Consider the following 23,968-nt stretch of genomic DNA (forward strand, 5'->3'; position numbering starts at 1 on the left):
CCTTATATTAGCGCAGCTGTTACTAATAAAGGATAGTGGGATGTTGAATAAGTGGTGTTTTGCCGTTCTTGGTTTGCTTGCATTACCTTCGGTTTGCTACAGCGCTCTCGATTTGAATGGCAGTTTAACCCAAGGTGGACTGATTTGGGCGATGGTAGAGCCGGGCAGTCGTGTTAGCTTGGGCGATAGGGACTTAGTCGTAGCCGAAAATGGTTTGTTTGTGGCGGGTTTTGGCCGAGATGCCAAGCCTTCGGTCACGCTCACTGTGTGTAAGCCTGATGGGGGTTGTGAAGATCAACTTTTGGCGATCGCTCAGCGGCAGTACAATGTTCAGCGAGTTAATGGTGTGCCGCAAAAAACAGTGACGCCTCCTGCTAGCGTTTTAGATCGAATTCGACGTGAAGGGGCGATGGTGAGCAAGGCTCGCAGCTTGGTCTCTACTAGACAGGATTTTGTTAAAACGTTTTCGTGGCCACTGCTTGGACCGATCACGGGTGTATTCGGTAGTCAGCGTGTCTATAATGGCAGCCCAGGTCGCCCACACTATGGTTTAGATATTGCTCGCCCAACTGGAACGACAGTGTCTGCGCCTATAGATGGAGTGGTTACATTAGCCCATTCTGACATGTTCTATTCCGGTGGGACGTTAATTATTGACCACGGGCTTGGTGTGTCCTCAACTTTTATCCACCTAAGCCAAATACTGGTTGAAGAAGGGCAGTTGGTGAAACAAGGGGATGCCATTGCGAAGGTTGGAGCAAGCGGACGGGCAACCGGGCCACATTTGGACTGGCGAATAAATTGGCTGGAGCAACGCCTTGACCCAGCTTTGATTATAGGGTCTATGCCAGAGCTTGATGGCTTGTAGTCTCGGTGAGCTACGGTGGCCCCCTTTGCTGTTAGTGGGCGTCACGTTGATGCCGAAAATTTGTGTATATTGAGTGTAAAAATAGCGATGATCGATAAAAAATTATTAGAAATTTTAGTGTGCCCTGTCAGTAAGGCGCCATTAGACTACGATGAGCAGCGCAATGAATTACTGTGTCGTGCTAGTGGCTTGGCCTACCCGATTCGGGATGGCATTCCTGTGATGTTGGAGTCAGAGGCGCGAGTGCTGACGACCGATGAAAAACTCGGTTGATCTGGTCTTTGCCTACGTAGTTTTATGCCGGTTTAATAGCTGCGCTATCCGTTCAAATCAGATACAAATACTTGTAGTTTCGATATACTTAACGTTTTTTCGCTGCAGATCAGTCTGTGGCAAATGTTTGGCATGTGATGATTACTAACAAACTTAATGTACCCACGGAGTGAGATCGTTTCAATGAAAAGCGCCGCCATTCGCGAAGCCTTTATCCGCTATTTTGAAGGCAAAGGACACACCCATGTTGCCAGTAGTTCACTGGTGCCGGGTAACGATCCTACTTTGTTATTTACCAATGCGGGGATGGTGCAATTTAAAGATGCATTTCTGGGACGTGAAAAACGTAATTATGTTCGTGCCGTTAGCTCGCAGCGGTGTGTGCGAGCCGGTGGTAAGCATAATGATTTAGAAAATGTAGGGTATACCGCTCGTCACCATACCTTCTTTGAAATGCTTGGTAATTTTAGTTTTGGAGACTATTTCAAGCGAGATGCCATTACGTTTGCTTGGGAGTTTTTAACATCACCAGAGTGGATGGCAATTCCGGCCGAGAAATTGTGGGTTACGGTTTATGCCGATGACGATGAGGCCTACCAAATATGGCATCAGGAAGTGGGTGTTCCCGCTGAACGGATGGTTCGGATTGGTGATAACAAGGGTGAGAAATACGCCTCGGATAATTTTTGGTCGATGGGTGATACCGGGCCTTGCGGTCCGTGTACAGAAATTTTTTATGATCATGGTGAAGACGTTTTTGGTGGCCCCCCAGGAAGCCCCGATGAAGATGGCGATCGCTATATCGAAATTTGGAATAATGTTTTCATGCAGTTTAATCGTGATGCTGACGGCACGATGACAGCACTTCCTGCACCCTCTGTCGACACGGGTATGGGCTTGGAGCGTATTTCAGCCGTTATGCAGCATGTGCACAGTAATTATGAGATTGATTTATTTCAGAATTTAATTACTGCGACAGCAAAAATATTGAATGTCAGCGATTTAGAGCATACCTCGCTGAGAGTCATCGCTGACCATATTCGCTCCTGCGCGTTTTTGGTGTCAGATGGTGTGATGCCGTCTAATGAGGGGCGCGGTTATGTGTTGCGCCGAATTATTCGCCGCGCAGCGCGACATGGTAATAAGCTTGGTGCCGATGTCGCATTTTTCCACAAATTGGTAGCTCCGCTTGCCTTGGAAATGGGGGAGACCTATCCAGAGTTAGTTACGCGGCAGGCGCAAATTGAGAAGGTATTGCTTCAAGAAGAAGAGCAATTTGCTAAGACGCTTGAGCAGGGAATGAAAATACTAGAGCAATCTCTAGAGGGTTTGAATACACAGCAAATCCCCGGTGAGATCGTGTTTCGTCTCTATGATACCTACGGTTTCCCTGTTGACCTCACAGCTGATATTGCCCGTGAAAAAGACTTGAGCTTAGACCTCGATGGTTTTGAAACCGCTATGGAAGCACAGCGCACGCGTGCACGTTCAGCGTCTAATTTTAAAGTTGAATTGAGTGATGAGTTAGCGTTAGAGGGTGAAACGGTTTTTAATGGTTATACCGAGCTTGCTGAAGACGTGACCGTGACCGCGATACTGCGTGATGGCGAGCGAGTGCAATCTTTAAAAGAAGGTGATGTTGGCGTCATTATTTTAGCTAGCACGCCATTTTATGGTGAGTCTGGCGGCCAGGCTGGCGATAGCGGTTATTTGAGCGCAGAAGGCGTGCGCTTTGAGGTGCGAGACACCCACAAATCAGGTGGCCACCACCTACATCACGGTGTTGTCTTGGAAGGGGTTATTGCTGAAGGTGAAACCTTGTTCGCAGAGGTCGACAACAATGTTCGGCAGGCGACGGCATTAAATCATTCGGCGACACATTTATTACATGCAGCTTTACGTGAAATACTGGGAGAGCATGTAAGCCAGAAGGGGTCATTGGTTGACTCTCAGCGTCTGCGTTTTGATTTTTCTCACTTTGAAGCGGTAAGCAAGCAAGAGCTTGCAGATATCGAGGCCTTGGTAAACCAACAGATTCGTCTTAATACTGCCGTTCAAACCGAGATCATGGATATGGAAAGTGCCGGCAAACGCGGCGCCATGATGTTGTTTGGTGAAAAATACGGAGAGAGTGTGCGTGTTTTAAGCATGGGCGGCGATTTTTCAATAGAGCTTTGTGGTGGCACTCATGTTCAGCGAACCGGTGATATTGGATTGATGCGTATTACTGCCGAGTCGGGGATTGCAGCAGGGGTTCGCCGTATTGAGGCGGTAACCGGCGCGGCGGCATTAGCGGCATTTGATCAAGCCGAAAATGAGATGGCTCAGCTGGCGGGGTTATTAAAAACTGGTCGAGATAAGGTTGGGCTTAAAGTCCAGCAGCTTCTTGCGCAGCAAAAACAATTGGAAAAAGAAGTTAGTGCCTTAAAGGGAAAGTTAGCGAGCTCAGCGGGAAATGATTTGATGAGCAAGCTGGAAGAAATTAACGGCATTAAAGTGTTAGTTACCAAGCTGGATGGCGCGGATGCTAAATCGTTGCGTGATGCGGCGGACCAGTTAAAAAATAAGCTGGGTTCAGGCGTTGTATTGCTAGCTACAGATGAGGGTGGAAAGGTAGCCTTAGTTGCCGGTGTGACCAAGGATCTTACTACTCGCTTTAAGGCTGGTGAAATGATGAAATTAGCCGCGGAAGCTGTTGGTGGTAAGGGTGGTGGGCGGCCGGATATGGCTCAAGGTGGCGGTAGTGATGTCGACGCAATTCCGGCGGCACTGCAATCAGTTCGGGATTATTGCCTTGCAAAGTAGTCTGGTACTACGTAAATCACGTATAGCCTTCATTGAGTCATTTCCTTTAAATTTGATCTGGTGTTTAATGAGCGCCCTCTGCACTGGGTGTTTATTAAGTAGAATTGAATCATGAGTTTGATAGTACAGAAATTTGGCGGTACCTCAGTAGGTACTGTTGACAAAATTAAGGCGGTGGCAAAGAAAGTTGCTGGCTTTCGCGAACAGGGACACGATATCGTTGTTGTTGTTTCGGCAATGAGTGGTGAGACTAATCGTCTGATTGAATTGGCGAAGGCAATGCAAGAACAGCCAACGCCGCGTGAAATGGATGTGCTGGTCTCGACGGGCGAGCAAGTCACTATTTCATTGCTATGTATGGCTTTACATGATTTAGGGCAGGGTGCCAAATCTTACACCGGCACACAGGTCCGGATATTAACGGATGAGGCGCACACCAAGGCGCGGATTCAGGATATTGATGACGATAAAATTCGCAAAGATTTAGCAGCGGGTAATGTCGTCGTTGTAGCCGGTTTTCAAGGTGTCGATGAAAACGGAAATATCACGACATTGGGCCGCGGTGGCTCAGACACTACCGGCGTTGCGTTGGCTGCGGCCTTAAAAGCAGATGAATGTCAGATTTATACGGATGTTGACGGTGTGTACACCACAGATCCAAGAGTAGTGAGTAAAGCGCGCCGATTGAGCCGTGTTACTTTTGAAGAAATGCTGGAGATGGCCAGCTTGGGATCAAAGGTATTACAAATTCGCTCAGTGGAGTTTGCAGGCAAGTACAATGTCCCTTTGCGGGTGTTGCATGCTTTCCAAGACGGCCCAGGGACATTGATTAGCTTAGAGGAAGACTCGGATATGGAAAACCCGGCAATTTCGGGTATTGCGTTTACTCGTGATGAAGCAAAAATTACTGTGTTAGGCGTACCGGATACCCCGGGGTTGGCCTATCAAATACTCGGCCCAGTTAGCGATGCTAATATCGAGGTCGATGTCATTGTCCAAAATGTGGCAGAAGATAATACGACCGACCTTACTTTTACGGTAAGTCGAGGAGATATGGCAAAGACTGAAGCCATTGTGCGTAATTTGGTGAAACAAACCGGTGCGCGAGAAGTCAAAACGGATGACAAGATTGCTAAGGTTTCTTTGGTTGGCGTAGGAATGCGCTCCCACGCTGGTATTGCCAGCAAAATGTTTAAAACCTTGGCAGAGGAGTCAATCAATATACAGTTGATCACAACATCCGAAATAAAAATCTCGGTGGTGGTCGATGAGAAGTATTTGGAGCTGGCCGTTCGTTCGCTGCATACAGCGTTTGATTTGGATTCGGAGCCCAGTATTTAATTTAAAGCGCTATCTACACTGTACTACAGGGATTGGTATCAGGGTAAGGCGATGGGCTCTTAAAGGGAGAAGCCATAATGTTAATTTTAACTCGTCGTATTGGTGAGACTTTGATGGTTGGTGATGAAGTAACTGTCACTGTACTTGGGGTAAAAGGCAATCAAGTTCGATTGGGTGTTAATGCACCTAAAGATATTGCTGTTCATCGTGAAGAAATTTACGATCGTATCCAGACCGAAAAGGATGGAAATAAGTAATACAGCGAAAAAGATGCTCTAGGTCTTTGCTTATTTTGTCAGTGTGGTATCATGCCGCCCGATTCGTTGAACAGAGCTATGTTCTGATTAACGTTACACTTTTTGATCATTTCTTGTTCAAGTAAGATCAGAAAGTGATAGATTTTGGAGAGGTGGCCGAGTGGCTGAAGGCGCTCCCCTGCTAAGGGAGTATGCGGTTAATCCTGCATCGAGGGTTCGAATCCCTCCTTCTCCGCCATTACAAATAAAAAAGCCCCAGTTGAGAGACTGGGGCTTTTTTATTTGTAATGGTTTTGTTCCAGCTGGCCGCAGTGGACAAATACCCGCAGTCGGCTCTCTTTCCAATAAAGCTAGTTACACGGTATTAACAATTACGCTACCGTAATATTCAATGTTAATACTCGACCTTTGTCAGGGACAATGCTACTTTTTCCGCCCAGCTAAGTTACTGATTTGTGCATGTTTGTCAGATTATGTCTGTGGTGGATTGCACTGCATGTGCGTACGCCCCAATCCTAGATTTACATAGGGAAATATTATGAGTAAGCGGATGTTAATTATGCTGTTGCTGAGCACGGTACTGTTTGGCGGTGTATTTGGCATGAAGTGGTTTGGCAATCAGAAAATGAATGAGTTTCTGAATGCTATGCCGACTCCCGCGGTAACGATAAGCACTAGTGAGGCTAAGGATGTTGCCTGGGAGAATCGATTAAAATCTGTGGGTAGCTTGGTCGCCGTTAACGGTGCCGATCTCACCGCTGAGGTGGATGGTGTTGTAACCAATATCTATTTTGATTCCGGTGATATTGTTAAGCGTGGGGACCTTTTACTTAGTCTGGCATCGGCAAGTGAGCAGGGGGAGCTAGCGCGCTTGCAGGCCCAGGCTGAGCTTGCTGAGCTTAATAGTAACCGCAGTGAGACCTTGTATCAGCGGAAAACAATTTCTAAAGCAGAGTACGATACTGCCATTGCCGAGACGCATGTGGCTGTGGCTGCAGTACAGGCCCAGAAGGGGCGTTTAGAACAAAAATCGATTAAAGCCCCCTTTGACGGCCAGCTTGGTATTCGTCGGGTAAATATCGGGCAATATCTTGGCGTGGGTGTTGCGATAGCAACTCTCCAGAAGTTAGACCCCATTGATGTGGATTTTTCGATTCCTGAGCGTTACCTGTCTATTTTAGAGCCGGGTCTTAAAGTTTTGGTCACTGTTGACGCCTACAATAATGAAACTTACGAAGGCGAGGTTCTTGCCATAGAGCCAAAAGTGAATTCGCAAACACGCAATGTTGATGTTCGGGCGCGTTTAGCTAATGCGGATGGCCATTTAAAACCAGGTTTATTCGCGACGGTTGAAATTAGCTTGCCGAGCAATGACGAAGTAGTGGTTATTCCGCGCTCAGCTGTCAATTACACGTCGTATGGTGACTCCGTGTTTGTTGTGCAGCAAAACCCAGATGCGCCACCGCCACCTGAGGAACCAAATCCCATGTTTGGCCCTTATACGGATCAAGAGGTGATACAGCGCTTCGTGACCTTAGGTGACGCGCGCGGCGACTTTATTGTTGTTAGCAGGGGACTTAGCGCGGGTGATGAGGTGGCGAGTACTGGTTTACTTAAGCTGAGAAATAAACAACCAGTCATTGTGGATAATAGCAATGCACCCTTGCCCGAGGTGGCCCCCAATCCACCGCAGGGGTGATCTACAGCGTGCGATTAATCGTTAGTAGAGAATATCCAAGCATGGTCGTAAAAGCAGCAGCTGAGAGATGCAATGAATTTCACTGATATATTTGTAAAACGGCCAGTATTGGCTGTCGTGGTCAGTTTGGTTATTTTGTTTCTGGGTCTTCGTGCCGGCATGGAATTGACCGTGCGAGAATACCCAGAATTACAAAATGCTCAGATTACGGTTTCTGTTGCCTATCCCGGTGCTGATCCGGAATTGATAGAGGGGTTTATCACTACGCCCCTAGAGCGTGAGATTGCCTCCAGTGACGGTATCGACTTTTTAACCTCGCAGTCAGTACAGAGCGCATCGACAATTACCGCGAATTTGCGCCTTGATAAAGATGCCAATGAAGCCTTAACCGAGATATCTGCGAAAGTTGGAAAGCTACGAACTCAATTGCCAGAAGGCTCTGAGGATCCGGTTGTAAAATTGGCGGACAGCAGTGGTACTGCTGCCATGTATGTTTCGTTTTTCTCTGAGACATTAAATGAAAGCCAAATCACTGATTATCTAGTTCGTGTGGTTGAGCCTGAGCTAGCGGCGATAGCCGGTATTGAGCAAATACAAATTTTAGGGGCCCAAAATTATGCGATGCGGGTATGGCTTAAACCAGAAAAACTAGTTGCCTATAACCTTACCGCTAGCGAAGTGTTTGCTGAAATTCGTAAACAAAATGTGTTGTCGGCAGTGGGCACCACGAATGGCAACTATGTGAAAGTTAGTTTGTCAGCGGCGACCGATTTACGTAGCGTTGATGAATTTCGTGACATGGTGGTAAGTTCAAGCAGTAGCACGCTGGTGCGTTTACAAGATGTTGCCGATGTTGTTCTGGGTTCGGAAAGCTATGATAGTAGTGCAAAATGGGATGCTCGCCCGAGCTTATTTGCGGCCATTACCGTGCGCCCCACCGCTAACTTACTCGATGTTATAGAAGAAGTGCGTGATGTTTTACCCGGCATTTTTAATGCTTTGCCAGAGGGGCTGGAGGGTGAAATTGGCTTTGACAGTACTGTCTATGTGCGCAATGCAATAAGTGATGTACAAGCAACCTTGATTGAAGCCGTTGTTATCGTGGTTGTTGTTATTTTCCTTTTCTTGGGTTCGCTTAGGAGTTCTTTCATACCGGCAGTGACGGTGCCATTGTCACTGGTTGGTGCTTTATTTCTCATGTTTAGCTTAGGCTTCTCCATCAACCTATTAACACTACTTGCTATGGTGTTGGCGATAGGGATGGTGGTCGATGATGCGATTATTGTTCTAGAAAATATTCATCGGCATATTGAAGAGGGTTTAGAACCTACGAAGGCGGCCGTGATAGGGGCGCGTGAGTTAGTCGGCCCCGTTATTTCAATGACGATTACGCTGGTAGCGGTGTATGCGCCGATAGGTTTCTTAACGGGAATAACGGGCACCTTGTTCACTGAATTTGCATTTACCCTGGCGGGTGCTGTGCTGATATCCGGTGTTATTGCATTGACGCTAACGCCGATGATGTGCGCGAAAATATTAAAGCCAGGGCGAGGCGATGGTGAACCCGGAAGTCGCTTGGTTCGTTTTCTTGATGAGAAATTTGACCACTGGCGGCAAGGATTTCGTAAAAGATTACATGGCGCCTTGGATCAGCATCATGTGATCGGTGTCTTTGGGCTTATTGTTTTAATTTCTTGTTATTTTTTATTTGCGTCCACTCAATCAGAATTGGCTCCTGCAGAGGATTTTGGATTTGCAGGGTCTTTACACGAGACCGATGGCTATTCATCGCTAAACTATTTAGAGCAGTATTTGAAGCAAAACCAAGATGCCGCTTTGGGGCATGAAGATATTGATCATACCTTCGCCTTTACCGCCGATATGACCGGCGGCACGAATTCGGCATTCATCGGTATGATTGCGAAAGAGTGGGGTGGCCGTGATAAAACCATGGGGCAGATTACTGATGAGGTAAATGCAAAATTTCAAAGCAATCCTGGTATACGTGCAGCAGTATTCCAGCCGCCACCACTGCCTACACCGGGACAGGGTTACCCCGTAGAGTTTGTGTTGAAATCTACCGCTGATCCTCAAACCATTGCTGATGTTGGGGATAGAGTTGTTGCGCGTGCAATGGCAAGTAATCGTTTCTTTTTTGCAGCGCCAGGCTTAAATATAGATAGACCTGAGACAGCGATTGAGCTTAACCGTGATAAGGCCGCCCTTTTAGGGATTGATATGAGCTCTCTGAGCTCAGACTTAGCCGCAATGATGGCGGGTGCAGAGGCAAATCGTTTTGCACTGCAAGGTCGATCCTATAAAGTTATTACCCAAGTAGTGAGGGGGGCGCGGTTAAACCCCAATCAATTAGAAGATTTTTATGTTCGCACAGGCACAGGCGAGCTGGTGCCGCTATCTACCATTGCGACTTTCTCGGAAAAAGTAAAACCTCGTTCTTTGTCTCATGCCCAGCAATTGCGTTCAAACACCATTGTCGCTGTACCTAGACCGGATGTGTCACAAGGCGAAGCGCTTGCCTTGTTGGAAGAAATCGCCCGCGAGGAAATGCCAGCAGGGTTTAAAATTGATTACGCAGGAAGTTCTCGTCAATTTATGCAGGAAGGCTCGGCGTTGTTGGCTACATTTGGCTTTGCGATCATTATTATTTATCTGGTACTAGCGGCACAGTTTGAATCTTATCGTGACCCCCTGATTATTTTGGTGACCGTGCCGATGTCGATTTGTGGTGCTTTACTGACATTGAATATATTTTCCATGACCAACGGTATGCAGCTGACCAGCTTTTCAGGTATGACCTTAAATATTTATACCCAGGTCGGTCTGGTAACGTTAATTGGCGTCATTTCTAAGCATGGCATTCTCATTGTCGATTTTGCTAATAACCTGCAAGAGCAGGGTTTATCTAAGCGTGATGCAATAGAAGAAGCTACATCTATTCGTTTGCGACCTATCCTGATGACCACCGCGGCTTTGGTCGTGGCAATGGTTCCGCTATTACTTGCTACAGGACCAGGGGCTGCCTCGCGGTTTTCATTGGGAATGGTTATTGCGTCAGGCATGAGCATCGGTACATTGTTTACCTTGTTTGTGGTGCCCGCCATGTATATCTATTTGGGAAGAGATCATCAGCATCAATCAGCGAAAGCTCTCGCCAGTAATTAGAATCGCTGGTGTGGTGAGCATCGGCCGCGTATGATGGCGCGTTTTTTGGCGCCGTGAGGGTAAGTTAATGATTAAGCACACTAGTTATTTTGATGATAAAGTTCAGTCTCTAGGTTTTGCTACAGATACAAAACCGGCATCAGTGGGTGTAATGGCGGCTGGCGAGTATCGTTTTGGTACTGAGGCTGCTGAGAGAATGGAAGTGATCACGGGTGCCTTGACGGTATTGTTACCCGGTCAATCAAATTGGGAAACATTTTCAGCAGGCCAGGGTTTTGATGTTCCTGAAAATAGCCACTTTGATTTAAAAGTCACAACAAATACTGCCTACCTTTGCACGTATGGGTAAAGCAGGCTCTGCTCCCTAGGCCGCTCAGCGGCCTGACCTTATTGTTTTTCTCAGTTTATATCCCACCATGTTTTAACCGATTTTATAAATGATTACGGCATATACGTATATATTTGTGAAATCGGCTCGTATTTTGCTATTCCCTTGTGTGATCTATTTTGGATCGCACATTCAACATCAATTTAATTGAAGCTTTTTAGTGCGTTCAGCTTTTCAGGTTAGCATTTTTAATGATGATCTGTGGCGGCGCCTCATGACGGGGGTCATATGAAGAAAACAAAGTATGGTTTTATGATAGCGTTGGGAATACTGGCTTTAGTGCCTTTCAGTGTTTCAGCAAATGGAGTTTGCCAGGCGCCAACGGCAAATGCTGCTTTGGAACTTGATGGTTGTAAATCTGGAGATACGTTAATTTTACGCGAAGTGCATTTTGATACGGACTCTGCGCGCATTAAAGAAACGTCTTTTGACTTCCTAAGCCAAGTGGCCAGTGAGCTAAAACAAAATCCAACCATTAAGGTGGCTGTACAGGGGCATACTGATTCAATTGGTGCTGCTGATTACAATATGAGTCTTTCACAAAATCGCGCTCAGTCAGTTCGCTATTATTTAGTATCTGCTGGCGTTAATCCTGACCAGCTTATGGCGCAGGGCTTTGGTTTAACAGAGCCTCTAGCGGATAACGCTACGTCACAGGGGCGGGCAGTTAACCGTCGTGTAGAGTTGAAAATGGTCGGTACGTTAGTGCTTTCTGAGCCAGTAGCAACCAATGTTTATATCTCTACTTTCCATGCGGTTCCAAGCAAGCTGGTTGTCCCTGCGGGTTCACAAGTTACGTGGACTAACTATGATGAGATTTCTCACGATATTAGTTTTGATGGCGTTGATGGTACACGTATATGGACTCAAGGCTGGAAGGCCAATACCTACAGTCTTCAGTTTGATAATCCTGGTACATATACCTACCGTTGCAGCGTACACAAAGATGCAAACGGCACTATCGTTGTCGAGCCTGCTGTTAGCGAATACGTGGTAACTGAATCTCCTGTATACCCAGGACAAACGACTAGCTCATATAAGGGTGATCAAACAATAACTCGGGTTGGAAGTTAAGTTATATTGAGTGCGGCATATTGGTGCATCAAGATAAAGTGCTATATTTTTGGTTTGCACTAAAATGTAGATAGATGCCCCAGTATGGTGGCAACAAAAGGCGGCTTTGGCCGCCTTTTGTTGTATTGGACTAAGTTTTTACAGTTGCTTGATCAAATAAATTTTTGAAATGTGCTTGCACACGTTCTATATCCAAAAGCGACATGCCACTGGAGAAACCAAACCAGACATAAAGACCATTTAGGTCTCTAAACATGGGGGGTAGGTAGTGTGGCGCTTGTATCAGCCCTATCTGCTGGTATTGGTGGAGTATGGGGATGTCATCTAAGGCGACTTTACCTACAAACAGCATGGGTAAGAGTTCAGGCTTGTCAGCTAAGATGGCGCTTTTAATAAAATTGACGGTTTCGACAAAGCCTTTTACATAGGATAAGTCTTTGGTAAAGCAACTACCTCCATTGACCATCCCACCTCTAAATACCCGTTGTGCGACTTTGTAGCTGTCATGCTGGCTTAAACCTTGTTCGCTAAAATACCGGTATACCTCTAAGAAGTCGGCACCGTTCTCAGCCATGTCTATTGCGACAACTCGATCACTAATCCGTCTCGCCCGGTCGGGAAATGAGCTGAACGTTAAGGTTTCAACGAGTACTGCTAGCCCTTCCTGAAGCGCGGTAATGCGTGGGGAACCCACGCTTAGCCATGTCGCACTTGTTTGCTTGCGGCCATTCAGTGTGGTGCCAACATGTACCCAGCCCTCATGAACTTCAAGAACCTGTAAGTCGAGCGTTGAAAAAGTGGAGTGGGTATTGACCTTAATACAGTCACCACCAGCTGAGGCGTCAGAAACAATACCGTCGGTTTCTTTTACGGTAAAAGTATCGGCAGAGAAATAAGGGTCTAGGCGATGTTGTAACTGTTCAACGGCTGTTTTGGCGTTGATGTTTTTGGGGTAGGCGGCTGCTAAGTGTTTTGCAGCAGGAAGCGAAAAGATATGGCAAAGCCGTTGCCCCATTTCGATGAGGCTAAGATTATCGCCTCGTAAATGATCTCGAGCCGAACCGTATAGCTCACGACTAGCTGTGAGAAAACCTGGTGTGCCACGGCTTTCAATCAAGGAAATGACGGTAAGGTATTGCTCTATTGTTTCGGCAAGTATATTGCCCAATGGGTCATTGGTCCCAAGGCGTTGATGAACTTGTTTATGTAAGTGGCTGAGCTCGGCTCGTTTAGAGCTCGGGTCGAAGCTTATGGGGTTTTGTAAGTAGAAATCACGGTCAACCGAGGGCAATTTTTTGGCTTTATCGTAAAAGAATTGTTTCTCTACTGATTGTGGCCATTTAATGGCATCAAGAATTAATATTGGCCGTTGTATGGTAATTAATGATTCGGAAAGCGCTTTTAGCGAAGCTTGGTATTGGTGATCTGAACTAATACTCGTTATCACGGCTTTACTCCAAGTCTTTAGGGTGAATGGCAAGTAGGCATCGGAGTCGATTTCGTCCAAAACAAGCCATATTAATGAACGCAGCGATAGTAATTGGAACATGGGTAAAGTCTGTTTCGCTTTGCCAGCGGCTATCATTGGTGTCTGGGTCGCTGATATAGACGAAGTCCTGGTCAGATTTGCTCACATAAACCCAGTGGGGTGCCCTATTACGGTTTAGGGCCCATGTGCTAATCAAGGCGATGATATGCTCGTGACGCTCTAAAATCTCTTTAAATTGAGTGGGACCTAAGGGGTTAATTTCAGAGCTACTGGGGTATTGTTGTAATTGCTCACAAAAATCCTGATGCACTAAACGAATTACTTGCCGCTTTTCTTCACTGCGGACGCTGTCTATAAATGGCGGATCGCTACGGTTGATATAAAGCTGAGCAGAAAATCCACGTTTGAAGGCGGCCAGTGCCAGTCCATGCGGGGAGCAGCCGCCATGGCCCGTGGTCATAAATATGGTAGTGGCTTCGCGCCAGATTTGCAGCTCTTCTCGGCGACTAGTTTGGTAGCGATTATCAATAGATGCCAATGCCATCATCAGAGCCGATGGGCCGCAGCTAAAATCGGTAGTTTGTCGATAATATATGAGTGGCTTGGTGGTCTCTGAGCCGTGTTCTAGCTGTAGACGTTTTTCAAAACGTTGGGCAGCACAGCCATCTTGGTAATAGTTGTCGATGATATCTAGAACGGAGTAAGCAAGTTTCTTATATAAGGCGATGGCTTTAGGGTTGTCAACGCGAACTTCCAAGCGCATAAATAGACAGCCTTGCTTGCGAGCTTGGGATTCGGCATGGTTAAGCAATTTCCGCGCAAGGCCTTGACCTTGGACGCTTGGTTCTAAGGCAATAGAATAGAGTCTTGCCAGACTGGTGCCCGTCCGATACAACACAATACTGTAACCACAAACTCGGTTCATGTTAACGATTACTGAGCTTGAGTGAGGTCCCGGTTTTATGAGGCTTGTAAAACTGCGGCGTGAAAGTTTATCGCTGTTAAAACACCGTTGTTCTATGTTTTCAAGTGCGTCAAGATCGCTGCGGACAGCTGCGCGAATAGTGCTCGTTGGCGTCATTCAGCGGCAGCCGCATACAAGGTTTCGACGTTGTGTGGCGATTGTTCTAAATGCTGATAACTAGCCAGAAAAATGACAAAAGACATGACTGTAATACTCGCCGCTAAAGTGTGGATCATACTGCGCAATATTTACTAGATACAATCATTAGTAGCGTATTGTTAATGGTATAAATTGGCCGCAGAATGCCGCTCATTATCTACACCCTAGGATCTGGCCGATGTCGCGTTTTTTTGTTGTGGTTGATGATATTAAAGACTGGTCACCGTATTACCCAAGTCAGGATGTTATTACATTTGATGATTATCTTGAGCGTATCTCCCAAGGAAGTGGAGAGCGGGTTCGGGTTATCAATTTATGTCGGAGTTACCGTTATTTAGGTACGGGTTACTATTGTTCATTGCTGGCAGAAGCGCGCAGCCACAATGTCTTACCATCGGTGAGTACCTTGAGTGAGCTAGCTCGTAAATCGCTATCTGATATTTTATTAGAAGGTGTAGAGCCTCAGTTGGCTAAGTTGGCGGCCGCTTCAACCGAATTGAATACCGTTGTGAGGTGCTGGTTTGGCGAGTGCCTGGACGCGAAATATAGCGCTATTGCAAAAGCGGTCTTTGAGCGCTTTCCGGCGCCTTTGCTTGAGATTAGCCTAGAATATAAACAGCGTTGGCAAATTAAAAAGGTGCAAATTCTTGCACTTAAATCCCTAAAGCCTGGGCTTGAGCAAGAGGCGTTTGCATCCACCTTTGAACGTTTCAGTAGCAAAATGTGGCGCAAGCCTAAAGCGCGGAAATCTTTTCGTTACGACTTAGCTATTTTGGTTGATCCAGAAGAGGCATTACCGCCCAGTAATAAGGCTGCATTACGAAAATTTATTAAAGCGGCTGGCAGTGTTGGGATATCGGCAGAGCTCATTACCAAGAAGGATTATCTGCGTTTACCCGAATACGACGGCTTGTTTATCAGAGAGACCACGGCTGTGGATCACCACACCTATCGTTTTGCGAAAAAAGCGACGGCTGAGGGCTTGGTGGTGATGGACGACCCAAGTTCGATTTTACGCTGTACTAATAAAATTTATTTGGCCGATTTGCTAGCTAGCCACAAGGTCCCTACACCACGCACGGAGTTCTTGCGTCGAGACAAGCCTGAAGAGCTTGAACGTATTGCCACTACATTGGGCTACCCCATTGTCCTTAAGGTACCTGATGGGGCTTTTTCGCGGGGAGTTGTTAAGGTGGAAGATTGGCAGAGTTTAGGCTCTGAAAGTCAAAGATTGCTAGACAAATCTGCCTTATTGCTTGCCCAAGAATTTATGTTCACCGATTACGATTGGCGAATTGGTGTCCTTGACGGAAAGCCGTTATTTGCCTGTCGATATTATATGGTGCGGAATCACTGGCAGATTTATAAGCACGGAAATAATAAAAGTCAGTCGGGTGGGTTTGATACCATGCCAACGTATGAGGTGCCCAAAAAAGTATTAGATGTTGCTATCAAAGCATGTAAATTGATTGGTGACGGTTTCTATGGGGTGGACGTAAAGCAGTCGGATGGTCGCGTGGTGGTCATTGAAGTGAATGATAATCCGAGTATAGATTCGGGGGTTGAAGACCTCTTTCTTGGTGACGGGCTTTACGATTCTGTCATGGAGGTGTTTTTACGCCGTATGGCGCAGCGTCGTCGTTAAGCGGCTTTCACTTTAGTCAGCTGGCGATAGGCCGCATTGAGAAAGTAATTCACCTGCTATTTCGACATGTTGGCGATGTGCAAGCATTGCCTCCTTTAGCAAGGTTTTGCGTTCGTGTTGCCAGCTAATATAACTTGGTGGCGTATGCAGTTCATGCTTTCGCATTGCACTTAATAGCTCATCTTCAATGGATTCTACTTGGGACATTAAGGCGTACTGGTGGTGATTGATGAGACTAGCTTGTTGCTGAATCTTAGCAATAAATTGGCTCAACAAAACATTTTGGAATTGTTTGGCTGCGGGCGTTGGTGAGCCTGTTAGGCACAAGGGGCGTGTTGAAATGCGTTGGTTAATAATACTACTTGCGTCGTGAAGTTTGGTGACCGCCAGCCGCTGTGCTTTTAGTAACGAACCACCACCACCTAAACGTATTTCGCCTAATGTTGATAATATGGCGTCGCTATCATGCTGCCAATTCCCATTGAGCCATTGGTGTTGCCATTGGCTCCAGCGAGCTAGGGCGATAATACTAGGGTCGTCCCCCTTAGTTGGATAGTGGTCTAAGCTTGGGGGCGGCTGCCAGAGTTCGCGAAATTCGGGGCCGCCAATACTTGCAGAAAACAAGCGGGCAGGTAATTCGCGGGTTTTAATTTTTACGGCTTGTTGTAACTCTATGGCAAGCTTGTGATTACCTTCATCGGTAAGTTGGTGAATGCAGTCTTGTGCTTGGTTTAAAAACCGTAAATCGAAAATTAATCGTGCGCTGGCATCTCCATGTTTACCTAAAATGCTATTGCGTTGGGAAATGGTTTCACGCAACGCGCAGTGTCGCATACTCAAAAACTCGACAAGATTAATATTGATAGCAGTAAAACTCATCGTCAAACCACGTTGGCGAGGAAAGGAAGCTTGGCTATCTAAGGCTTTACTTGCTGGGCTTCGGTCGAGAACACGAGATAATCGCGTGATGTAGGTTTGCCAGTTACTTTCTAATTGGTTTTTGTCGGAGCATCCAGAGCAAATAACGATAACTACAAGGGCAAAGACAGCGGCGAGTAAGGGCCGCCACGGGGCGGTAAGCATTAGTGTTCACCGAGGAACTTGGTAATTGCGTCGCGCAGTGGTTTGGCATCTGGTGTGGTTGCCGAATCAAAGCCTATTGATTCTCCTGTACTTGGATTGAAAATATATTTATAAAAATTCCATTCTGGTGTGACACCGCTAGCGGTAGCGACAAGTGTGAGGAGAGGGTCTGGTTTATCGCAATGGATACAGGATTTGTGAAAAACAGGAAAACTCACGCCATAATTAGCATGGCAGACTTTTGATGTTTTGCTGGCGTCATCATATTCCTGCCCGCCAAAATCTGCCGTTGGTACACCCAATATCAGTAAACCTCGATCTTTAAATTCCTGATAAAGTGCTTCTAGTCCCGAAAATTGTGGCGTAAACCCACACATGCTTGCGGTGTTTACGACAAGCAGGGCTTTGGTATGTTTAACCGTGTCACAAAGATCCAGTCTGCCTGCTTCTAAAGTGGGGCGAGATTGTTTTAAATTGCTAGGGCATTGCCATTCATTGCCAGCGGCATTTGCAGTCGATATTGTGGCAATGGAGGTTAGTAATAATGCTGTCATTTTAAGCATGGTAGCTCTTACCTTCTTGCATGGCCCATTCGCAAAAAAATGCTGGCCCCGCCGTGATACGGCCAAGTTATTGAGGGATTGTCTTGCCTTACTGTACGTTGTTAGCAACGCAGTGATCAATGGTAGGGTGTGGCAATGTTTAATGCGGTTGTGAAATTCTGAATAAGGGAGTTTGGTTTGTCCAATTCTAGGACTTTACATGTTAGATAACGTTTGTTTTGCCCTGGTTGATCTTGAAACCACCGGTGGTCAGGCTTCGCATGATCAGATAATGGAAATTGCAGTGAGGTTAGTGGGCGAGGGTGTCAACGACCATTGGGAATCTTTGCTTGACCCCATGTGTGGTGTACCACGCTTTATTCAGGGTTTAACCGGTATTACACCGGCAATGCTAAAGGGGAAGCCTACCTTTACTGATGTTCAGAATACACTTTGGGCGTTGTTAGACGATGCGGTATTGGTCGCCCATAACGCACGATTTGATGCGGGCTTTTTACGTGCCAATTTCGCCCGCCAAGGGAGGCAATATTCGCCACGAGTATTGTGCACTTTAAAGTTGGCCAGGACCTTGTATCCGGAATGGCCGAAACATGGTTTAGAGGCGATTTGTGAGCAAATTGGCTTTCATTCCGAGGTCCATCACCGAGCTATGGCGGATGTCGATGCCATGAAGGCTTTTTTTGACTACGCCCGTTTAGATAAAGGTGAGGCCGTCTTTAACTTTGAGCTGGGTTTGCAGCTTGGATTCCCGGTATTACCGCCACTAATGACCCAGAGTGATATAGACCTTATTCCCTGTCAGCCAGGTATTTATCGCTTACTGAGTGAGATTGGTGAGTTGCTTTATATGGATGGTGCTACGTCATTGCAGGAGGCGGTGCTTGCTCATTTTTCATCCTGTGCTGGTGATAGCAAGGCGACAAAGCTGGCGAGACGTGTTGGGCGGGTCGAGTGGCAGTTGCTTGCGGGTGAGTTATCAGTGGGGCTTAGATTGAATCCTCTGCTTCGTCAGCACGTGCCTCAAATGCAACGGCGAGCGAAAACTTTAGGCAAGCCGTGTAGTGTTCGTTTTGTGGCAACAACCGGCGCTGTTACACGGTTACGGTTGCGGTCTGGCTTGCCCGCTAAAGTTGATTTGGCGAGTGAGTCGTTTGCAATATTCAGAGATCGTCAGCAGGCTAAAAAATGCATTGAGGAACAGCTGAGGCTGTGTGACTTGTGTATGCACGCATTGAATATAGTGTCAGAACGAGATCAGTGCACCTGCAGCGCCTGTGAAGCGGGCGATGTGGGTACTGAGCACAGTGAAGACGCCGTCGTTAAATTAAACTCTCGGCTATTGGCCGCGTTTACAGAGTACCTGTATATTCCTTGGCCATTTCAGGAGCCGATTGTTATCCGCGAGGACAATGGAAATGGCTTTGTTGAATGGCATTTAGTTAATCACTGGTGCTATTACGGCAGCTATTATTGGGACTCTGTTCAAGAAGCGTTTTGTGAACTTGATAAGGCTGAATCTGGCGTCGGCGACTGGATAGGTGTTTTAGCTGCAAGGCTAAAGTGTGAGCAGGGAATTGACTTTGACTATCAGCATTACCGCTTGTTTCATCGAAATATGAGCCGTTTGACGTGTATACCCCTTTCGGAAATGACGACGATCAAATAGCTGGCATAGGTTACAAATCCCAGTAATTATTCAGGTATAATCGCCGTCAACTTTATTGATGGCGCCGAGCTTTAAGCTGGATTTATTGGTTTTTCGGCAGATTAACGAGAGATATATTATGGCAATTTCTTCATTTCATCCTCCTGTTCGTACCCTGATGGGGCCAGGTCCTTCCGATGTGCATCCACGTATTTTAAGTGCGCTTGGGCGGCCAACTCTGGGGCACTTAGATCCATTGTTTGTAGGGATGATGGATGAGACTAAAGAACTTCTTAAATATGCCTTTCAGACTCGAAATGAATTGACGCTACCTATTTCTGCGCCGGGCTCAGCGGGTATGGAAGCCTGTTTTGTTAACCTTGTAGAGCCGGGCGACAAGGTCTTAGTTTGTGTTAATGGCGTGTTTGGAAATCGTATGATTGAAAATGTAACACGCTGTGGAGCTACGGCTGTTCGTGTCGATTTTCCATGGGGTAGTGCTGTTGAGCCAGCAGCGGTTGAGGCGGCGCTGAAGGAGCACGGGGATGTTAAAGTACTGGCCTTTGTGCATGCAGAGACGTCTACTGGGGCGCTGAGTGATGCCCAAGCCCTTTGTGGTTTAGCAAAAAAATATAAGGCTTTGAGTATTGTCGACGCGGTTACCTCTATGGGTGGGGTGCCGTTGTTGGTTGATGAGTGGCAGGCTGACGCCGTGTATTCAGGGAGTCAAAAATGTTTGTCGTGCACGCCAGGTTTGTCACCAGTGACCTTTAGTGATGCTGCTGTTGCAGCGATTAAAGCTCGGCAACATCCGGTTCAAAGCTGGTTTTTGGATATGAACCTTATTCTTGGCTATTGGGGGGAGGGTGGTAAGCGCGCTTACCACCATACAGCCCCTGTTAATGCCTTGTATGGTTTGCATGAGTCACTGGTCATGTTGCAAGAAGAGGGCTTAGAAAATGCCTGGCAACGCCATGCGTCAATGCATAATGCTTTAGCTGCAGGCCTAGACGTGCTGGGTATCCAGTTTGTTGTTGAGGAAGGGCAGCGCCTACCGCAACTGAATAGCGTGTATATTCCTGATGGCGTGGATGACGCAACGACTCGTCAATTCTTATTAGCAAAATATGACCTAGAAATTGGAGCTGGCCTAGGTGATTTGGCCGGAAAAGTGTGGCGCATTGGTTTGATGGGTTACAGTGCCAGAATGGAAAATATTACTTTGTTGCTCAAGGCGCTTGCCGCGGCAATGACTGAACAAGGTTATCAGTGCAGTGGTGAGCAAGCGGTGACTGCAGCTGAGGCTGCATTGAAGTAACTGAGTGTAAAGTTTAAAAGACTCACATGTAAAAATGCCGAGGTGTTACTACCTCGGCATTTTTACATTGGCGACATAAGTAGTTTCAGCACTAATCGCAGATAGTGGCTTCTGCTAGTCTTGGTTAATGTTCCGCAAAGAGTTAATAAATGTGTCGGTAAACAATCCCTTGGTCGAACAAGTTCGGCTAGATTTGTTAGATGCGATTGAAAATGATTCTATCGTATTGCCAACGCTGCCGGAGGTGGCTTTGGAAATTCGTGAAGCAGCCAGTGATCCCGATGTGAATGTGGGAATGCTGGCGACAATTATTGAGAATGATAGCTCGATAGCAACACGCATTTTACGTATCGCCAATAGCTCCCTGCTGCGTGGGTTTCAGCCTATCGATGATGTTAAGTCTGCTATAGGCCGTATTGGCTTGGGTTACACCAGCACGCTAGTGACGACCTTGGCCATGCAGCAAATTTTCTTGTCAACGAAAGAAGCCTTAAATCAACGTATGCGGGCAATATGGATGCACAGCACCGATGTTGCGGCCATTTGCCATACCCTTGCCAAGTCGCAGACACAGCTAAAGCCAGAAATGGCCACCTTGGCTGGTATTGTTCATCAGGTTGGCACTTTGCCAGTCTTATCTTACGCCGTAGGGCGAGGCTTTTTGCGAGATCACCCGGAGCTTCTCGATCAAATTTTAATTAGTTTAAGTCCAGAAGTGGGAAGCCGTATCTTGGAGGCATGGGGATTTGCCGATGAGCTAGTTGCCGTGCCCATGCAACATATGGACTTTAATCGAGAGGCAGCTGCTGGCGATTACGTCGATTTGGTTACAGTGGCTAATTTGCACAGCTATGTGGGTACCGAACACCCTTTGGCGAGTGTTGATTGGTCTACTGTCAGCGCGTTTACCCGTTTAGGGTTGCCAGTTACCCCTGATATGAGTGACGGCTATCACCAGCAAATTGAAGCCATGCAGCAGGCCCTGCAGGGTTAAAGCAGTTAAAGCGCTGCATTATGGTACATTTTGGTTTGGTCTTTGTGGTTTAACTCGATACTTATTTTGCTTGGGCATCAAATTGTTGCCCGTTTACCGCATTACTATCGTCACTCATTAAATAGAGGTAAAGGGGCATAATCGCTTCAGGAAGCGGGTTGTCTTGAGGGTTTTCTCCTGGGTAGGCAGTACGGCGCATGACAGTTTGGGTTGCGCCAGGATTGATACTGTTGACGCGGGTTTGGTTAAGCGCAAATTCTTCATCCGCTAAAACTTGCATCATGCCTTCTGTGCCAAATTTCGAGATCGCGTAAGCCCCCCAAAATGCTCGGCCTTTTCGGCCAACGCTTGAAGAGGTGAAAATAACCGAGGCATTCTTTGCTGCAGCGAGCAAAGGAAGAAGTGCCTGGGTCATCATGAAGGGGGCGCTTAGATTGACCTGTAGCACTTCATCCCAACTATCTACAGAGGTTTGCGCTAGAGTGCGGCGTTCGCCGAGAACCCCAGCATTGTGGAGTAGCCCATCTAAGTGCCCGAACTCTTTTTCTATCGTGTTGGCTAAATCCTCGTAATCTTTCATTGCGGCGCCGCGAAGATGCATTGGATATATTGCTGCTTGCGGTAATTTGGCTGCTTCAATTTCATCGTAAACGGCTTCCAGCTTATCGATGGTTCTACCCAGTAAAATCACTGTTGCGCCGTGCTGTGCATAACTTAGGGCTGCTGCGCGCCCGATGCCGTCTCCGGCTCCTGTCACTAAAATTACTTTTCCTGCTAGGCATTGTGGTGTGGCAGTGAAGTCTTGCGGCAAAGTTAAAGGCACGAAAAATCCTCTGGTTTATGACTGATGTAATTGAGTAATCAATGGAATTAGATCTGTAGCGGTGTCGACGATGTAATTAGCGCCCCAGCTATCTAAGTTATCGGCCGCCGAGATGTAGCCATACCGGCAGGCGACAGTTCTCATGTTGGCATTTCGCCCAGCATCAATATCTCGCTGGTGATCGCCAATATAAATGGTATTGACTGGCAAGCAGTCTATTTCTTTACACGCTAGATATATGGGTTCTGGGTGGGGCTTTTTATGTGTGACGTGGTCTGGACATATTACGGTTGAGCAGCGCTCAGTTAACTGCATGGCCGCAAGCAGAGGTGTCGTAAATCTCAGAGGTTTATTGGTGACAATTCCCCATCTTAAACCGCGTTCTTCGATATGGTTTAACACGTCGGTCATGCCAGGAAATAAGGTGGTACTTACCGATACTTGTTTAAGGTAGCGGTCTAGGAATTCGTCTAGAAGCCCTGCAAGGTCATCTTGTTGGTGAAACCCGAGTTGAACCACAGTACGTGCACCATCTGAAACACGCTGACGTACGGCGGCATAATCTTGCAGTGCTTGCCCGCGCTCGCTGAGCATGTGGTTTAGCACGGTGGTAAAGTCCACCGCGGTATCTAATAACGTACCGTCTAAGTCGAATAATACAGCCTGTAACATTAGATGGGCTTCTTTACGTGGATCATGTAATTCACATCAACATCTTTGTCGTTGAGCTTGTATTGGCGCAGCAGTGGGTTATAGGTTAAGCCGGTCATATCTTGCATCTGCAAGCCGGTATCGCGAACCCAGTTACCCAGTTCAGCGGGGCGAATAAACCGGCTGAAATCATGGGTGCCTTTGGGTAGCATTTTTAGCAGATACTCGGCGCCGACAATGGCGAACATAAAGGCCTTGGGGTTGCGGTTGATGGTGGAAAAATAGAGGTCGCCGCCGGGCTTGCATAGGGCTGCGCAAGCGCGAATTACCGATGAAGGATCGGGAACGTGCTCCAGCATTTCTAGGCAGGTTACGATGTCATATTTGCCGGCTTCCTCTGCGGCAAGTTGTTCTGCCGTTGTTTGTACGTATTCTACCTCTGCGCCGGACTCAAGCTGGTGTAAGCGGGCAACGCTAAGCGGGGTTTCGCCCATGTCGATGCCTTTGACCTGAGCGCCGCGTTGGAACATGGCTTCTGATAAAATGCCGCCGCCACAACCTACGTCCACAACTCGGCGTTCTGCCAACGGCGAGCGCTCATCAATATAATTGACGCGCAGTGGATTGATGTCGTGCAGCGGTTTGAATTCGCTATTACGATCCCACCAGCGGTGGGCTAACTCTTCAAACTTGGCAATTTCGGCCGGGTCTACATTGTTGTTATGTTGCTGTTCTGCGTGCTGCAT

The 23,968-nt window shown here is 47.0% G+C and carries 20 protein-coding genes and 1 tRNA gene; 14 read left to right on the top strand and 7 right to left on the bottom strand.

Annotated features, from left to right (window positions below; translation table 11 throughout):
* Positions 1-40: 40 nt before the first annotated feature.
* The 10 genes from AELLOGFF_RS05520 (at position 41) to AELLOGFF_RS05565 (ending at position 11,888) form a co-directional block, all read left to right on the top strand.
* The gene (locus tag AELLOGFF_RS05520; protein WP_200842608.1) at positions 41-868 is read left to right on the top strand and encodes a M23 family metallopeptidase; all 828 of its coding nucleotides are present in this window, start codon (positions 41-43) and stop codon (positions 866-868) included.
* 87 nt (positions 869-955) lie between these two features.
* Positions 956-1,141, top strand: coding sequence for a Trm112 family protein (locus AELLOGFF_RS05525; RefSeq protein WP_159269288.1), 186 nt, complete (start codon positions 956-958; stop codon positions 1,139-1,141).
* Between the two features lie 183 nt (positions 1,142-1,324).
* On the top strand, positions 1,325-3,946 hold the full coding sequence (gene alaS, locus AELLOGFF_RS05530) for an alanine--tRNA ligase (protein WP_159267746.1): 2,622 nt from the start codon (positions 1,325-1,327) through the stop codon (positions 3,944-3,946).
* Positions 3,947-4,057: 111 nt separating this feature from the next.
* On the top strand, positions 4,058-5,287 hold the full coding sequence (locus AELLOGFF_RS05535) for an aspartate kinase (RefSeq protein WP_159267747.1): 1,230 nt from the start codon (positions 4,058-4,060) through the stop codon (positions 5,285-5,287).
* Between the two features lie 77 nt (positions 5,288-5,364).
* Complete coding sequence (csrA, locus tag AELLOGFF_RS05540; protein WP_103685796.1) at positions 5,365-5,544, top strand: carbon storage regulator CsrA; 180 nt, start codon at positions 5,365-5,367, stop codon at positions 5,542-5,544.
* A 146-nt stretch (positions 5,545-5,690) separates the two neighbouring features.
* Positions 5,691-5,782 (top strand) — tRNA-Ser (locus AELLOGFF_RS05545).
* A 300-nt stretch (positions 5,783-6,082) separates the two neighbouring features.
* The gene (locus tag AELLOGFF_RS05550; protein ID WP_235035477.1) at positions 6,083-7,243 is read left to right on the top strand and encodes an efflux RND transporter periplasmic adaptor subunit; all 1,161 of its coding nucleotides are present in this window, start codon (positions 6,083-6,085) and stop codon (positions 7,241-7,243) included.
* Positions 7,244-7,315: 72 nt separating this feature from the next.
* Positions 7,316-10,426, top strand: a complete 3,111-nt coding sequence (locus tag AELLOGFF_RS05555) for an efflux RND transporter permease subunit (RefSeq protein ID WP_159267748.1) — start codon at positions 7,316-7,318, stop codon at positions 10,424-10,426.
* A 67-nt stretch (positions 10,427-10,493) separates the two neighbouring features.
* A complete protein-coding gene (locus tag AELLOGFF_RS05560) occupies positions 10,494-10,775 on the top strand; it encodes a pyrimidine/purine nucleoside phosphorylase (RefSeq protein ID WP_159267749.1) in 282 nt (93 codons plus the stop codon).
* A 267-nt stretch (positions 10,776-11,042) separates the two neighbouring features.
* Complete coding sequence (locus AELLOGFF_RS05565) at positions 11,043-11,888, top strand: OmpA family protein (protein ID WP_159267750.1); 846 nt, start codon at positions 11,043-11,045, stop codon at positions 11,886-11,888.
* Between the two features lie 130 nt (positions 11,889-12,018).
* On the opposite strand, the gene AELLOGFF_RS05570 is transcribed toward AELLOGFF_RS05565, so the two are convergent.
* On the bottom strand, positions 12,019-13,335 hold the full coding sequence (locus AELLOGFF_RS05570; RefSeq protein WP_235035475.1) for a flavohemoglobin expression-modulating QEGLA motif protein: 1,317 nt from the start codon (positions 13,333-13,335) through the stop codon (positions 12,019-12,021).
* Between the two features lie 4 nt (positions 13,336-13,339).
* The gene (locus tag AELLOGFF_RS05575) at positions 13,340-14,458 is read right to left on the bottom strand and encodes a GNAT family N-acetyltransferase/peptidase C39 family protein (RefSeq protein WP_159267752.1); all 1,119 of its coding nucleotides are present in this window, start codon (positions 14,456-14,458) and stop codon (positions 13,340-13,342) included.
* 220 nt (positions 14,459-14,678) lie between these two features.
* On the opposite strand from AELLOGFF_RS05575, the gene AELLOGFF_RS05580 reads away from it, so the two are divergent.
* A complete protein-coding gene (locus tag AELLOGFF_RS05580; RefSeq protein WP_159267753.1) occupies positions 14,679-16,145 on the top strand; it encodes a RimK family protein in 1,467 nt (488 codons plus the stop codon).
* Between the two features lie 12 nt (positions 16,146-16,157).
* Here the strand turns inward: AELLOGFF_RS05580 and AELLOGFF_RS05585 are convergent, their stop codons facing one another.
* Together AELLOGFF_RS05585 and AELLOGFF_RS05590 are read right to left on the bottom strand one after the other, a co-directional pair.
* Positions 16,158-17,228 carry a DUF3080 family protein gene (locus tag AELLOGFF_RS05585; protein WP_159267754.1) on the bottom strand — a complete coding sequence of 357 codons (1,071 nt, stop codon included), beginning with the start codon at positions 17,226-17,228 and terminating at the stop codon, positions 16,158-16,160.
* Positions 17,228-17,791 carry a glutathione peroxidase gene (locus AELLOGFF_RS05590; protein ID WP_159267755.1) on the bottom strand — a complete coding sequence of 188 codons (564 nt, stop codon included), beginning with the start codon at positions 17,789-17,791 and terminating at the stop codon, positions 17,228-17,230. Before AELLOGFF_RS05590 ends, AELLOGFF_RS05585 begins: the two co-directional genes overlap by 1 nt.
* Before the next feature lie 199 nt (positions 17,792-17,990).
* Between AELLOGFF_RS05590 and AELLOGFF_RS05595 the strand changes: the two genes are divergently transcribed.
* The 3 genes from AELLOGFF_RS05595 (at position 17,991) to AELLOGFF_RS05605 (ending at position 21,748) form a co-directional block, all read left to right on the top strand.
* Positions 17,991-19,457: an exonuclease domain-containing protein gene (locus tag AELLOGFF_RS05595; RefSeq protein WP_159267756.1), complete on the top strand. Its 1,467-nt coding sequence runs from the start codon at positions 17,991-17,993 to the stop codon at positions 19,455-19,457.
* 118 nt (positions 19,458-19,575) lie between these two features.
* Positions 19,576-20,754 (top strand): pyridoxal-phosphate-dependent aminotransferase family protein, encoded by a 1,179-nt coding sequence (locus AELLOGFF_RS05600; RefSeq protein ID WP_159267757.1) that lies wholly within the window; start codon positions 19,576-19,578, stop codon positions 20,752-20,754.
* Between the two features lie 151 nt (positions 20,755-20,905).
* Positions 20,906-21,748 (top strand): HDOD domain-containing protein, encoded by an 843-nt coding sequence (locus AELLOGFF_RS05605; RefSeq protein WP_159267758.1) that lies wholly within the window; start codon positions 20,906-20,908, stop codon positions 21,746-21,748.
* Positions 21,749-21,809: 61 nt separating this feature from the next.
* On the opposite strand, the gene AELLOGFF_RS05610 is transcribed toward AELLOGFF_RS05605, so the two are convergent.
* From AELLOGFF_RS05610 to ubiG, 3 genes are read right to left on the bottom strand one after another with little or no spacing between them, the layout of a single operon-like run.
* Positions 21,810-22,571 carry a YciK family oxidoreductase gene (locus AELLOGFF_RS05610; protein ID WP_159267759.1) on the bottom strand — a complete coding sequence of 254 codons (762 nt, stop codon included), beginning with the start codon at positions 22,569-22,571 and terminating at the stop codon, positions 21,810-21,812.
* Between the two features lie 15 nt (positions 22,572-22,586).
* Positions 22,587-23,243 carry an HAD-IA family hydrolase gene (locus AELLOGFF_RS05615; RefSeq protein ID WP_159267760.1) on the bottom strand — a complete coding sequence of 219 codons (657 nt, stop codon included), beginning with the start codon at positions 23,241-23,243 and terminating at the stop codon, positions 22,587-22,589.
* Positions 23,243-23,968 (bottom strand): bifunctional 2-polyprenyl-6-hydroxyphenol methylase/3-demethylubiquinol 3-O-methyltransferase UbiG, encoded by a 726-nt coding sequence (gene ubiG / locus AELLOGFF_RS05620; protein WP_159267761.1) that lies wholly within the window; start codon positions 23,966-23,968, stop codon positions 23,243-23,245. The genes AELLOGFF_RS05615 and ubiG overlap by 1 nt, the downstream gene beginning before the upstream one ends.

Origin of the sequence: Zhongshania aliphaticivorans (assembly GCF_902705875.1) — a bacterium.
Taxonomy (GTDB): Bacteria; Pseudomonadota; Gammaproteobacteria; order Pseudomonadales; family Spongiibacteraceae; genus Spongiibacter; species Spongiibacter aliphaticivorans_A.

Bases quoted from the DNA above. Each gene is read 5' to 3' on its own strand.
- AELLOGFF_RS05560 (WP_159267749.1), top strand. From the start codon at position 10,494: ATGATTAAGCACACTAGTTATTTTGATGATAAAGTTCAGTCTCTAGGT.
- AELLOGFF_RS05580 (WP_159267753.1), top strand. From the start codon at position 14,679: ATGTCGCGTTTTTTTGTTGTGGTTGATGATATTAAAGACTGGTCACCG.
- AELLOGFF_RS05565 (WP_159267750.1), top strand. From the start codon at position 11,043: ATGAAGAAAACAAAGTATGGTTTTATGATAGCGTTGGGAATACTGGCT.
- ubiG (WP_159267761.1), bottom strand. From the start codon at position 23,968: ATGCAGCACGCAGAACAGCAACATAACAACAATGTAGACCCGGCCGAA.
- AELLOGFF_RS05600 (WP_159267757.1), top strand. From the start codon at position 19,576: ATGGCAATTTCTTCATTTCATCCTCCTGTTCGTACCCTGATGGGGCCA.
- AELLOGFF_RS05520 (WP_200842608.1), top strand. From the start codon at position 41: ATGTTGAATAAGTGGTGTTTTGCCGTTCTTGGTTTGCTTGCATTACCT.
- AELLOGFF_RS05550 (WP_235035477.1), top strand. From the start codon at position 6,083: ATGAGTAAGCGGATGTTAATTATGCTGTTGCTGAGCACGGTACTGTTT.
- AELLOGFF_RS05615 (WP_159267760.1), bottom strand. From the start codon at position 23,243: ATGTTACAGGCTGTATTATTCGACTTAGACGGTACGTTATTAGATACC.
- AELLOGFF_RS05585 (WP_159267754.1), bottom strand. From the start codon at position 17,228: ATGCTTACCGCCCCGTGGCGGCCCTTACTCGCCGCTGTCTTTGCCCTT.
- AELLOGFF_RS05575 (WP_159267752.1), bottom strand. From the start codon at position 14,458: ATGACGCCAACGAGCACTATTCGCGCAGCTGTCCGCAGCGATCTTGAC.
- alaS (WP_159267746.1), top strand. From the start codon at position 1,325: ATGAAAAGCGCCGCCATTCGCGAAGCCTTTATCCGCTATTTTGAAGGC.
- AELLOGFF_RS05555 (WP_159267748.1), top strand. From the start codon at position 7,316: ATGAATTTCACTGATATATTTGTAAAACGGCCAGTATTGGCTGTCGTG.
- AELLOGFF_RS05595 (WP_159267756.1), top strand. From the start codon at position 17,991: ATGTTAGATAACGTTTGTTTTGCCCTGGTTGATCTTGAAACCACCGGT.
- AELLOGFF_RS05525 (WP_159269288.1), top strand. From the start codon at position 956: ATGATCGATAAAAAATTATTAGAAATTTTAGTGTGCCCTGTCAGTAAG.
- csrA (WP_103685796.1), top strand. From the start codon at position 5,365: ATGTTAATTTTAACTCGTCGTATTGGTGAGACTTTGATGGTTGGTGAT.
- AELLOGFF_RS05535 (WP_159267747.1), top strand. From the start codon at position 4,058: ATGAGTTTGATAGTACAGAAATTTGGCGGTACCTCAGTAGGTACTGTT.
- AELLOGFF_RS05590 (WP_159267755.1), bottom strand. From the start codon at position 17,791: ATGCTTAAAATGACAGCATTATTACTAACCTCCATTGCCACAATATCG.